The following is a 12919-nucleotide window of genomic DNA, read 5'->3' on the forward strand; positions in this document are numbered from 1 at the left end:
TCACTCCTTTGAATTAAGCAAATTCATTCGCTATTGTTGTTAATCCTAACACAAAAAGGCGACGATTTTAAGCAACGGATGAAATTAATCTAATAACGATAAATCCGTTTGCTTATTTACAAACAAATCCAAATTATGTTAGTATATATCTAAACAACAAAAGGAGAATCCAAAATGAAACCTTATCAAGAGTTTACCCTTTCTGATTATCAGCAAGGATATGTCGCAACACCAACGGATTATTGTTGCGTCTTTTGTCAGGAGACCTTCGACAAAGAAGAAATCTATCCCATTGATGGCGCCTTTTTTACAGCAAAAAAACGAATGATGCAGCATATCACTGAGCATCACGGAACCGTTTTATCCGCATTGTTGACTTTACCCAAAGAACAAACAGGCTTATCAGAAAGCCAACAGGAGATTTTACAACTGTTTGCCCAAGATGTTAGCGACACTGTGATTGCCCAGCGCTTAGGTATCTCTTCTTCGACTGTCAGGAATCATCGCTTTAAGCTAAAAGAAAAACAGCGACAAGCGACTGTTTTTTTAAGCATCATGTCCTTGTTGCAAGATACCCCGTTGCTGCCGCCTCACAAAGGGGCGACGATGCTTGATGATCGCTATGCCATTACGGCTAGTGAAAGAGAAAAGATCATTGCTACTTATTTTGATGAAACGGGGTTTATCAAACAGTTTCCCAGCAAAGAAAAGCGCAAGATCGTTGTCTTGAGTGTACTGGCACAAAAATTTGATCCGAAGAAAAATTATTCAGAAGCTGCCGTCAATGATGTATTAAAACAAGCGATCACCGATTACGTCACTGTCCGACGTTATTTGATCGAATACGGATTTATGCAACGGACGAAAGACGGGAAAACTTACTGGCTGACTTAAAACCTAGTCTGTAACTGGCTGGAACTTTTGTTGGTTGGATGAGCAATATCTTTCACAGTTTTAAAAAAATTAACAAGCTCCAGTATTTTATAGAAAAAAAGACAAAGTACGAACACATCCGTACTTTGTCTACCGTCTGAAACGCTGGGACAAGTTCCAGCGTTTATTTTTCTTTTAGAAAGATTTTTTTGATGATCAATTTATCAAATAATTGCGTTTGATTGTCTTGTTCTCCAATGACTTCAGCGGTCACCGATTTACCATCTTGTTTTTTACGTAGCTGGTAAACGATCTTGCCTGTTTCTTTCAATTCGTTCACCATGTCAACGACACCGCCAAAACCAGTTTTACGAGTGATGAACCCTAACGCCACCATTCGCTCATCTAAATTTTTTGCCGAGATGCTCGCACCGGTGATCAGCGCTTGCCGCATGATTTGTAAGAATTCCTCTAGCCCTGCCACTGGCGGCTGTTCGGGTTCTTCTTCCATCATCGGTCGCTGACGCAAATAATCTAATTCCTGCAATAACGTTTCATACTGCTCTTGTGTCAACATGACCCCCGCCACTTTTTCACGATTGAATACATATACTGCTGTTCCTGCTTCTCGCGCTTGATTAAATACATCCATCGGAGATTTTTTTACTTCAGTAATTGAAGTAGTGGGAACATCCAATTTCTTCAGTTCCATAATCAACGTCCTCCTTGTCTCAACGAACACATTATAGCATAAATCCAGAAGCAGATTATAGAGGTATTTCACTGCTCCTAGGAAAAGAAACAAAAAAGCGGCTAATCGCCGCTTTTTTCGATTGATAAGGTCATTGCATTGATGGCAACGATGATCGTGCTCATAGACATCAAGACAGCTCCGACTGCTGGGTTCAAAATGATCCCGATCGGTGCGAGGACGCCAGCTGCCAAAGGAATGGCAAAAATATTGTATCCTGCGCCCCACCAGAGATTTTGAATCATCTTGCGTCTTGTTTTTTTCGCCAAAGTCAAGAAGTGCAAGATGTCTTGAGGTTCGCTATTCGTCAAAACGACATCGGCTGAATCGATCGCTACATCGGTACCAGCTCCGATCGCAATCCCGATCGTCGCTCTTGCAAGACTTGGGGCGTCATTGATCCCATCGCCTACCATTACGATGCGCTTGCCCTCTTTGACATAGTCACTGACTAGACGTTCTTTATCGTCTGGCAACATTGCCGCATGGAAGGCTTCGATTCCTAGGTAATCGGCTACGGCTTGCGCCGCTTCTTGGTTGTCTCCAGTAGCCATAACTGGTGTGATGCCTAAGTCTTTCACTTTTTGAATAAATTGACTCGCTTCTGGTTTCACCTTATCCCCTAATGCGACGATTCCTTCCACTTTGCCGTCATGAACCAAATAGCTGATGGTATTGCCCTGTTCTTGATAATTTTCCAAGGAGTTCCCTTGATACTGAATGGCTAATTGCTCCAATCCTTTTTGATTGACGATCGCCCACTTCTGCCCATCGATCACGCCTTCCAGACCAATCCCTGTCCTTGTTTGAACAACAGTCGCCTTTTTGGCTGTGATGTTTTCCTTTTCAGCTTGGGCTAAAATACCTTCTGCGATCGGATGATTGGCGGTTTTCTCAAGACCTGCTAGGTAAGCTAGTACTTCTGATGCAGAAAGACTGCCTGTCGCCTCGATGCCAGTTACGGTAAACGTTCCTTCTGTTAACGTACCGGTCTTATCGAGGATCAGATAATCAACATGATGCGCATTCTCCAGTGCGTTGCGATTTTTTAAGAGCAAGCCATTTTTGGCAGCGATCGATGTCGAGCGAGCAACCACAAGGGGAATCGCTAGCCCTAACGCATGGGGACAGGCAATGACGAATACCGTGACCATTCGATCAAGAGCAGTCGGTAGGTCAGCAACAAACAGCCATACAGCAAATGCCAAGACACCAGCAACTAACGCAATATAAAACAGCCATTTTGCCACTTTGTCCGAAAGTGCTTCTAAGCGGGATTTATCTGCTTGGGCTTTTCGCACCATTTCCATGACTTTCGCTAAGTAGCTGTCTTCCCCAGTTCCTGTGACTTCCATCGTGATGGTACCATTGCCGTTGACAGATCCTCCAATGACAGTACTGCCGACGGTTTTAGGTACCCGTCTGGATTCACCAGTCACTGCCGACTCATCGATTGTTGTTTCTCCTTCAAGGATCGTTCCGTCGGTAGGAATCTTATCTCCTGAGCGAACGATCAACTGTGTTTTGTTGGTCACTTCTTCTAATGGAATCTGTTCTTCTGATCCATCCGCATTTTTCCGAATCACTTCTTTTGGCAATAGTTCTGCTAATTTCTGTAATGCATTGCCAGCATTAGAAACGGCATTCATCTCGATCCAATGGCCCAACAACATGATCACGATCAAAGTCGCTAGTTCCCAGAAGAAATCCATTACATGAGGAACAGCAAGAAAATGATTGGCGATAAATGCGTAAAGACTATAAAAATAAGAAACCGTGATCCCCATAGCAATCAACGTCATCATGGCTGGGCTTTTTTGTTTCAATTCCATTTTCGCACCACTTAAAAACGGCTGCCCTCCATAGAAAAACAGGATCGTTCCTAAAAGCAATACGACCCAATCTGAGCCAGGAAACGTGAAATGAAAGGGCAATTCGATGCCCATCATTGGTGATAAAATGACGATTGGAATCGCCAAAACCAAGGATAGCCAAAACTTTTGCTTAAAATTTCCCATATGCATACTATGATCCATGCCACCCATTCCATGATCCATATGACTATGATCCATACCAGACATCTCATGATTCATGTGACTATGTTCCATGCCAGACATCTCATGGTCCTTATGGCCGTGATCCATGCCAGACATCTCATGATCCGTGTGACTATGTTCCATGCCAGACATCTCATGATTCATGTGACTATGGTTCATGCCAGACATCTCGTGGTCCTCGTGGCCGTGATCCATGCCAGATATCTCATGGCCCTTATGGCTATAGTCCATGCTGGACACTTCATGATCCATAGGACCATGGTTACTATCGGAGCTTTCATGCTCCTGCTGTTTTGATGTCGCCTTGTGATGATCCATCCCATTCATCTCATGGCTAGGCTCAGGGACTTCTGTCACTTGTGATTGCGCATGTTGCTCTTTTCCCTGTGTACCATTATCCCGCTCATTCAAAGCAGGTTCATGCCTATGATGGCTTGACGTCTGACTATTACTTGCGGAAGACGTTTTTTTCTGATTCATCCTAGTATTCCCCTTCCTATTTCACTGAATGTGCGTACAGTCTTGCTCCTTCATACAAAAGCTTCAAGCGGCTGGACACTTTTCATTTGTTTTGATTTTTCATTTTCACTTTAGCAATTCCATTGCTTACTTAAATACCCCTTGATAACCCGCTTCGGTGACCGCATTGACTAAGGCTGTTTCTGTCACTTGCGACTCGTCAAACTTGACTGTTCCGCGAGCTTTTTTCAAATCCACTTTGGCTTTTTTCACACCCGGTACTTCACTAAGCGCTTTTTCAACTTTTGCGGCACAATGGGCACAATTCATTCCGCTGATTTGCATGTTTTTTTTCATTACGATTCCTCATTTCTTTTGACAGTTCGTTGGCTACTTATTTTGTTTCATGGGTTTTGCATTGGCACTGACCAGGAATACAATTACATGAAATCGCTGCTACTGGCACTTTTTGGTCGACTGCTGCTTGGAGCATCGCCAAATCTTCTGCCGTCAATGCTGCTTCTTGGATCATTTCTGCTAATGTCTGCCCAACTTTTTTGGCACAAATATGAGAAAAAAGATTCTCAGCTGCACTGCGAACGGTTGCTTCTTCGGAAACAAGCGGCGAATAAACAAATTTTTTTCCTTGGCTTTCTGTTTTCAATACGCCTTTTTTGACGAGTCGTCCTAAAAGCGTCTTGACCGTTGCTGCTTTCCAATTTTTATTTTCGCTCAATAAAGCGGTGATCTCTTTCGCGTCGGATTGTCCTAATGTCCAGATCACACGCATGACTTCCCATTCAGAATCGCTAATTTTGATTGGTTCGACCACAGATTGCATTTGTCCACTTCCTTTCATAAGTGATTCACATTTTTAAGTTTACATCTGTAATCGGATTTTGTCAAAAAAAAGCATCGCCAAACTTTCTGCGTTTTGACAATGCTTTTTTCTATTTCATTAAAAATGATTTGGTTCCTATGCTTAAAAGTGGACCTGATACGTCGTCACAGAGTGGAAGGGTTCTTCTGGACGCAACACGATCTCACCAAAGTGGGTAAATTTCTCAGAACCAGGAACACCTTGTGTTTCGATCGCCATCCCGCCATGATTGGCAAAAGGACCAGTCTTCATTGGTGCGCCAGCTTCTCTCTCACCCGTTGTGTAAATAACAACGGCAGGACGGTCAGTAGTTACAGTCAGCTGCACTTTTTGATCGGGACTGGTTACTTTTAGATCCCACTCTTGTGTATGGTCTAATAAGAACGGATCATCCAACATCGTCGTTCCCATCGGGCGTTCTTGTCTAAAATCAAACTTTGTGCCTGCGACAGGCGTTTTTTCACCGGTCGTCGTCACATCGTCATTCGTTTCAGCCACATGTTCGGCATTGATTTGAACCAAATGGTCATCGATCGGCTGTTGGGTATCACCTGTCAAATTGAAATAACCGTGGTTCGTTGGGTTAAATAAAGTCGCTTTGTCAGTGTTGGCATCATAAGCAAGCAATAGTTCATTGTCATTCGTCAACGTATAGGTGACTTGATAACGAACATTCCCAGGAAACCCGCCATCGCCATCTTGCCGTGTGGTAGTAAAAATCACCCCAGCTTTGTCTGCTTCTTCAAAGGTTTCAGTAATCCATGTATCAGTATCCAGCCCCTTTGAACCGCCATGAAGCGTATTGCCGCCATCATTGTCTTCCGTTTGGTATTCTTGTCCGTCGATCTCAAAGCGAGTACCTGCGATCCTTCCCGCCACAGGGCCGATCGTTGCGCCATAATAACGTGCTTGGCGATGTCCTTCGATCGTGTCATAACCGACCACGATGTCGCGACCTTCTTCTACTGGAACGACCCAATCCAATAAGCGTGCGCCTTCAGGACTTAGCCTTACGATGGTACCGCTATCATTGGAAAGCTCATAAATTGTTCCCATTTTTTCTGACGTCAGTTGTTTCACATTTGGCATTCGTTCATATCCTTCTTTCTTTGATTAGTCTGCTACTCTTTTTAAGTATAGACGTTTAGGGCTAGATCCGTCAATTCAAGACGGAAGAATTCGACAGGAAATAATATTTGTCTGACCATTTTTCAAACAAACAAAAAGCGGCAAGTATCGCCAACGGATTGATCGAATCATCGACAGCTGATCGTAAGAGAACGCGCTAGAAGAAGCACTGACTCCTCCTGACCTTCAACGATCACTCGTATTCATCTCACCTGTTGGACACCTTTGCCGCAACTGTATCGTTTATTTTTTGTGTTTTGCTTGGTAATGTTTTCTCTTTCGTCGCTTTTCCTTGATTTGAGAAGCGCTAGCAGCTAAATCTTCGCTTTCCTCTTCTTGCTTGTCTTTTCTCTTTTCCGCTCGCGCCTTCAAGACTTTTTGCCTGAATCGACGGTTTCCAAGAAACTTCAGCGCGCACATGAGTGGTTGACGATTTTCTCCCACCAAACCAATCAACTCGATAAACAATTCGATGCCAAAACCTGTACTAATGATCAGCAAGATGATTGCGGTGTTACTGGCATAATTCATCAATAATGCAATAAATGAAAAAACCATCGCCAAGGCATAGATCGTCAAGACCGTGCCACGGTGGGTAAACCCTAATGAAAGTAAGCGATGATGCAAGTGCATTTTATCTGCTGAAGAGATCTTTTGTTTATTGAATTTTCTACGAATCATCGCATAGACGGTATCGGTAATGGGTACCCCTAAAATCAGCATTGGGGTGATCACTGTAATGAAGGTCGCATTTTTTAAGCCTTGCAACGATAGGACGGAAATCATGAAACCTAGAAAAAGCGCCCCAGTATCGCCTAAAAAAATCGTGGCTGGATAAAAATTGTAAGGAAAGAAGCCTACGATCGCGGCAATCAATGTAAAAATCACCATCGGTACTTCAACGGAGTTTGGTAAAAAGAAGTAACTAATGATCCCAATCGTTGTCAGACTGATAATGGAGACCCCACTCGCTAGACCATCTAAACCGTCAATCAAGTTGACCGCATTCGTGATCGCCAAAATCCATAGGATCGTCATAGGTAAGCCTAACCAGCCCAAGTCAAAAACCCCGAGATAAGGGATCGAAACCGTGCTGATTTTGATGCCAGCCACAAAATAGATCTCCAAAGCCGCTAACGTCAAACCCAGTGTTTTTTGCAGGGGCGTCAACTCAAAGATATCATCCAATAATCCAGTAACTACGACGATGGCTGCACCTAAAAGCATCGGCCAGACATAGTCAAAAGGAATCATTGCACGGAATTCCCAAAGCAATGCAAAAGAGAACGAAAGAAAAATACTCAGTCCCCCTGCGGTCGGCATTGTCTTGGTGTTGATTCGGCGATCTCCTGGTCGATCGACTGCGCCGATCTTAAAAGAGATCAATTTAATGATCGGTGTTAGGATTAAAGACACGATCATTGTTATAAATAAGCGCATTACAAATTTGAATGCAAAATCCATCGTTTATTCTCGCTTTCCGTTATTTCTCTTTATTGGTAAATGTATCTTCGATTTTCGAAGAAATCCGCTGAACAGGATCTGTTCGTTCTTTGATCTCTTGTCCCGACACATACTCTTCTACCACTGCGTTGATGATTCCACCCAAGATAATAATCGTCGCAGCAAGATTCAACCAGATCATTAAAACAATAAAACTTCCAATAATTTGATAGCCAATGATTTTCGCAGCAAAGTAACGGGCGTATAAGCCAAACACTTGTGACAGCAACATCCAGCCAATCGTTGCAAAGATCGCCCCTGGCAAAGTCGAACGCAACTTGACCTTTGCATTCGGCACTAACCAATAGATCAGCATCATGATAAACAGCAAAGCAACGATCGTGACTGGCCATTTGACTGTTTGGAACGTATCGATCAGATTGTCTTGAAACTTAAAAATCGGCTGCAAAAAATCAAGAATGATTTTTCCAAGCCCAAATACCATCGTAACACCAACGATCGCAATCATAAAGAGCAGGATGATCACAAATGATACTGCGCGCACCACGATAAAATTGGAACGTTGGTCCACACCGAAGGCTTTGTTCATCGCAATTTGCAAGGCATTGATACTTTGACTCGCAGACCACAACGCAGCCAAGGCGGAAATCGATAACAACCCGCCAGAGCTTGTGGTGAGGAGGTTTTCGATCGCTGGTCCGATAAAGTCATAGATTTGACTAGGGATCAATTCTTGTACATAAGATAAAACCGTGTTCGGATCAATCGATAAATAAGGCAACAGATTTCCCAGCGCAATCATTAACGGGAAAAGTGAAAGCAATAAATAGTAGGCGACGACGACCGATGTGGTCCCCATCTCTGAATCGGTTATTCTATTTTGCGTTGTTTCAATGAAACGCATCAGCTTTTGATTGCTTTTTACTTTATCAACGATTTTCATGTTTCTTCCTCCGCCAGCGAATCATCTGCCTTTTTTTCTTTGTCATACGTAACAATCAGAAGTCTCCTACCGCCAAAATTTAGTAGGTTCCTTCTTCTCCTTGAGAAGTCAAAATGCGTGGCCCTTCTTTGGTGATCGCCAAACTATGTTCGTATTGGCAACTTAAGCCACCATCTAGAGTATAGGCGGTCCAGCCGTTAGGATCCATTTTCATTTTCCACGTCCCTGTATTGATCATAGGTTCGATGGTAATAACCATTCCTTCTTTTAAACGTAACCCTTTGCCGGCTTCTCCGTAGTGAGGAATCATCGGACTTTCATGGATCGTTGGACCAATGCCGTGTCCAACGAAATCGCGCACGACACCGTAGCCTTCTTTTTCCGCATAGGTTTGAATGGCATGACCGATGTCACCGATTCGGTTGCCAACTTGGGCTTGTTCGATTCCTAGATACAACGCTTTTTTGGTTACTTCCATTAAACGATCGATCTCAGGCGTCGAGTTTCCTACCACATAACTCCAGCAAGAATCAGAAATGGCGCCTTTTAAATCAATACACATATCAACTTTGATCAGATCGCCATCTTTCAATGGTTTTTTTCGGGGGAACCCGTGACAAATCTCATCGTTGATACTGCAGCAAGTGGCATATTTGTAATCTTCAAAACCAATTTGGGCGGCAATTCCGCCATGGCTTTCAATATAATCTCTGACAAACACTTCGATATCCCAACTGGTGATACCAGGTTTGATGAAGCTGCGTAATTGTTTGTGGACATCTGCTAACAGCGCGCCGGATTCGGCCATGCGGTCTATTTCTCTGGCAGATTTTAATGTAATCATGTTCTCGTCTCCCTTAATTAAATTCCTCTTATTTTACCATAGAAATCCCTTATTTTACAAAATTCACAGACATTGTAAAGAGTTTTTCAAGTTTTGTTTTCAATCTTTCGTGCATTTGCTATAATCTGTAAGAGAGTTTTCCTTGAGAATAGGAATGAGATTGGAGGAAAAAGCCCATGGCTTTAGCAAAAATCGTCTATGCGAGTATGACGGGGAATACGGAAGAAATTGCAGATATCGTTTCTGAAGCCCTTGAAAATCTTGACATGGAAGTTGAAATGAATGAGTGTACCCAAGTGGATGCCGATGAGTTTGAAGACGCCGATATCTGTATCGTCGCAACCTATACATACGGTGACGGTGAATTGCCTGATGAGATCGTCGATTTTTACGAAGATTTGCAAGAACTTGATTTAAGTGGCAAAATCTTTGGGGTCTGCGGCTCTGGCGATACGTTTTATGATGACTTTTGTAAGTCCGTCGATGACTTTGAAGCCGTCTTTAGTAAGACAGGTGCAACAAAAGGGGCAGATAGCGTCAAGGTCGACTTGGCTGCGGACGAAGACGATATTCAAAACTTAGAAGCCTTTGCCAAAAAGCTAGCGGAAGCATTTGCAGAATAAAACAAGAAAACCTCTGACAAAATCACTTGATTCTGTCGGAGGTTTTCTTGTTTGCTTAATGATAACTGATATCGATGGGTGTTTCTCTTGCTAAAATATTATCGGTGGTTTCCGTCATCAGCTTAGCAATCTGATCTTCTGTGGGATGAATGATCCCCGAAGACATCAATGCCGCTAAGCCAGTAGCGACGATCCAGACACCAGTATGCAAGGACTGTAATTTCACGTCCGATAGATCTTGATACTTTGGTTCTTTTTTTACTGATTTCACAAAAAGGTCAAATGAAAACTGCTGCATGGAATCCCCACCACCATGCTCTTCTAAGTATAGCGCTCGGTATAATCGTTTTTCTTTATTTGCAAAGCCAATATAATTTAACGTTAAGTCAACGATGACATCTCCCCGTCTTTCAACTGGAAAAACTTCTGTCGCTAAGTAGTCGTAAATCTGATTGATCAATGCATTTTTTAAGTCATCCATATTTTTAAATTCTAAGTAGATCGGTTGCGTTGAACATTTCATCTTCGCTGCGATATTGCGTGCGGTAAAACGTGTAAATCCTTCGGTTGCGACAACTTCATAGGCAGCTTTTAAAATCTGGTCTCTAGTAATAGTTTTCTTTCTTGCCATAATTTTTTAATCTCCTTAATTCTGCTATACATCGCTTTCAGAAATACCTTTTACTTATTGTATCATGTTTTTTTAAGTTTGCAAAAAAACTTTTAAAATTATTGCCCCTAGTGTTTCCAGATTTTCAATTTGAAGACCTCTGTTTTTTTGCTCTCTTTTTCGTTTGTTTTCAAAAATACTTAGTGCTATCATGAAGACAGTTATAATTTTAGAATAAATGGAGGAATTTTAATGGTTTTACCAAACTTTAATCAGAACCTTGAAAAATATGCCCAACTGATCACAGAAGTTGGTGTAAATGTCCAAAAAGGGCACACCATCGTCATCCAAATCGCCGTGGACCAAGCACCGTTAGCTCGACTATTGACAAAAAAAGCGTATGAGCTAGGCGCTGATGAAGTAATCGTTCAATGGACCGACGATGTGGTTCAAAAAGAATTTCTTGCGCATGCAGCTGAGGATCGTTTGTCTACGATCCCTCAACACAAAATTGATCAGACAGAAGATTGGGTCGAAAAAGGTGCGAGCCGCATCAGTGTCGTTTCTGCCAATCCCGATGCGTTAGCGGGCGTTGACTCAGATCGGGTCGCCGCTTTCCAAGCAGCTTCTGGTAAGGCGATGATGAAACTGCGTCAAGCAACACAAGCCAACAAAGTCAGCTGGACCGTTGTTGCTGCTGCAGGTCAAGATTGGGCACAAAAAGTGTTCCCTGATGCTTCCCCAGAAGAAGCACAAGACAAGCTATGGGATCAAATTTTCAAAACGACGCGTATCTACGAAGAAGATCCTGTTGCTGCTTGGAAAAAACATGATGAAACACTGCAAGTCAAGGCAGAAGAATTGAACAAAGAACAATTCAGCGCATTACACTATACAGCACCGGGTACCGATTTGATCATCGGCCTACCAAAAAATCACTTGTGGGAAGGTGCTGGCAGCTACAACACCCGCAATGAAAAATTCATGGCGAACATGCCGACAGAAGAAGTCTTTACTGCCCCAGATAATCGTCGCATCGATGGCTATATTTCAAGTACGAAACCATTGAGCTACGCAGGTACGATTATTTCTGGCATGAAATTCACCTTCAAAGACGGTAAAGTCGTGGACTTTTCTGCAGAACAAGGCGAAGAAGTGTTAGGCAAATTGCTAGCGATCGATGAAGGAGCGAAATCTTTAGGTGAAGTCGCTTTAGTCCCTGACCCTTCCCCTATCTCACAATCTGGCATCATCTTCTTCAATACGTTGTTTGATGAAAATGCCTCAAACCACTTGGCTTTAGGCTCTGCTTATGCCTTCAGCTTACAAGGCGGCACTGAGATGAGTGAAGAAGAACTGGCAGCGGCTGGTTTAAACCGCAGCCAAACCCACGTAGACTTCATGGTCGGCTCTGACCAAATGTCCATCGATGGCATCAAAGAAGATGGCACCACAGTTCCTGTCTTCCGCAATGGTGATTGGGCTTAATAAAAAAAGGCTGAGGTGGAGTAGCTCCCCTCGGTCTTCTTTTTACATAGAACATTGAGAACCGGCGGCTTTTTTCATAGTAATCAGCTGGCTTTTTTGATAAAATCTACTTTGATAGTCTTTGATAAGAGAGGATGGATCCGATGACACCAAATCGTGAAGATTATTTAAAGCTCATCTTAGAGCTTGGTGGTGACCAAAAGAAGATCAATAACAAACAAATCGTGTCAGGTCTGGACGTCTCAGCAGCTTCAGTAAGTGAAATGATTTCAAAATTATTAAAAGAAGGCTTAGTGGAACATTCACCTTATCAAGGGGTACAGTTGACTGAAACTGGTTTAGCTTCTGCAAGTGCCCTCATTCGTAAGCATCGTTTATGGGAAGTCTTTCTTGTAGAGCACCTGCATTATTCATGGAATGAAGTTCATGATGACGCAGAAGTTTTAGAACATGTCACCTCAGAAACATTGGCGAGCCGCTTAGAAGCCTACCTTGATCATCCTCGGTATTGCCCACATGGGGGAATGATTCCTGAACAAGGAGAACTCATTCACGAAGGCGAAAAAAACACCATGAGTTCTTATCCGGTAGGAACCAAGATTCGTATCGCCCGTGTCCTTGACGAACGAGAACTGCTGGATTATCTCGTTTCGATCAAATTGAATATTCATGAAGAATACGAGATCATCGATGCGGCAGCATACGAGGGTCCGATTACGATCAAAAATGACACAAAAGAAATTGCTGTCAGCTACAAAGCCGCCAGCACGATTTTTGTCGATAAACTGTAAGGAGTGAA

The 12919-nt window shown here is 42.9% G+C and carries 13 protein-coding genes; 4 read left to right on the top strand and 9 right to left on the bottom strand.

What is annotated here, in order from left to right; genetic code table 11:
- Positions 1-174: 174 nt before the first annotated feature.
- The gene (locus tag IGI96_RS02455; protein ID WP_270287782.1) at positions 175-894 is read left to right on the top strand and encodes a DUF2087 domain-containing protein; all 720 of its coding nucleotides are present in this window, start codon (positions 175-177) and stop codon (positions 892-894) included.
- 163 nt (positions 895-1057) lie between these two features.
- On the opposite strand, the gene IGI96_RS02460 is transcribed toward IGI96_RS02455, so the two are convergent.
- The 8 genes from IGI96_RS02460 to map form a co-directional block, all read right to left on the bottom strand.
- Positions 1058-1585 (bottom strand): hypothetical protein, encoded by a 528-nt coding sequence (locus tag IGI96_RS02460; RefSeq protein ID WP_010749742.1) that lies wholly within the window; start codon positions 1583-1585, stop codon positions 1058-1060.
- Positions 1586-1686: 101 nt separating this feature from the next.
- Complete coding sequence (locus IGI96_RS02465; RefSeq protein WP_438784810.1) at positions 1687-4161, bottom strand: heavy metal translocating P-type ATPase; 2475 nt, start codon at positions 4159-4161, stop codon at positions 1687-1689.
- 126 nt (positions 4162-4287) lie between these two features.
- Complete coding sequence (gene copZ / locus IGI96_RS02470; RefSeq protein WP_086337996.1) at positions 4288-4497, bottom strand: copper chaperone CopZ; 210 nt, start codon at positions 4495-4497, stop codon at positions 4288-4290.
- Between the two features lie 37 nt (positions 4498-4534).
- On the bottom strand, positions 4535-4981 hold the full coding sequence (locus IGI96_RS02475; RefSeq protein WP_086337995.1) for a CopY/TcrY family copper transport repressor: 447 nt from the start codon (positions 4979-4981) through the stop codon (positions 4535-4537).
- Positions 4982-5122: 141 nt separating this feature from the next.
- Positions 5123-6109 carry an aldose epimerase family protein gene (locus IGI96_RS02480; protein WP_086337994.1) on the bottom strand — a complete coding sequence of 329 codons (987 nt, stop codon included), beginning with the start codon at positions 6107-6109 and terminating at the stop codon, positions 5123-5125.
- Between the two features lie 282 nt (positions 6110-6391).
- A complete protein-coding gene (locus IGI96_RS02485; RefSeq protein WP_015510147.1) occupies positions 6392-7612 on the bottom strand; it encodes a glycosyltransferase family 4 protein in 1221 nt (406 codons plus the stop codon).
- Positions 7613-7631: 19 nt separating this feature from the next.
- Positions 7632-8555 (bottom strand): YihY/virulence factor BrkB family protein, encoded by a 924-nt coding sequence (locus tag IGI96_RS02490; protein WP_005228865.1) that lies wholly within the window; start codon positions 8553-8555, stop codon positions 7632-7634.
- A 79-nt stretch (positions 8556-8634) separates the two neighbouring features.
- A complete protein-coding gene (map, locus tag IGI96_RS02495) occupies positions 8635-9399 on the bottom strand; it encodes a type I methionyl aminopeptidase (protein ID WP_005228863.1) in 765 nt (254 codons plus the stop codon).
- 176 nt (positions 9400-9575) lie between these two features.
- On the opposite strand from map, the gene IGI96_RS02500 reads away from it, so the two are divergent.
- Complete coding sequence (locus IGI96_RS02500) at positions 9576-10022, top strand: flavodoxin (protein ID WP_086337993.1); 447 nt, start codon at positions 9576-9578, stop codon at positions 10020-10022.
- Positions 10023-10077: 55 nt separating this feature from the next.
- Here the strand turns inward: IGI96_RS02500 and IGI96_RS02505 are convergent, their stop codons facing one another.
- Entirely contained in the window at positions 10078-10653 is a 576-nt protein-coding gene (locus tag IGI96_RS02505; RefSeq protein WP_005228861.1) for a TetR/AcrR family transcriptional regulator, read from the bottom strand.
- Positions 10654-10884: 231 nt separating this feature from the next.
- Between IGI96_RS02505 and IGI96_RS02510 the strand changes: the two genes are divergently transcribed.
- Positions 10885-12120: an aminopeptidase gene (locus IGI96_RS02510; RefSeq protein ID WP_015510149.1), complete on the top strand. Its 1236-nt coding sequence runs from the start codon at positions 10885-10887 to the stop codon at positions 12118-12120.
- A 143-nt stretch (positions 12121-12263) separates the two neighbouring features.
- Complete coding sequence (locus IGI96_RS02515) at positions 12264-12911, top strand: metal-dependent transcriptional regulator (RefSeq protein WP_015510150.1); 648 nt, start codon at positions 12264-12266, stop codon at positions 12909-12911.
- Positions 12912-12919: the final 8 nt, after the last annotated feature.

Origin of the sequence: Enterococcus sp. DIV0421 (assembly GCF_051713745.1) — a bacterium.
Lineage (GTDB): Bacteria > Bacillota > Bacilli > Lactobacillales > Enterococcaceae > Enterococcus_D > Enterococcus_D casseliflavus.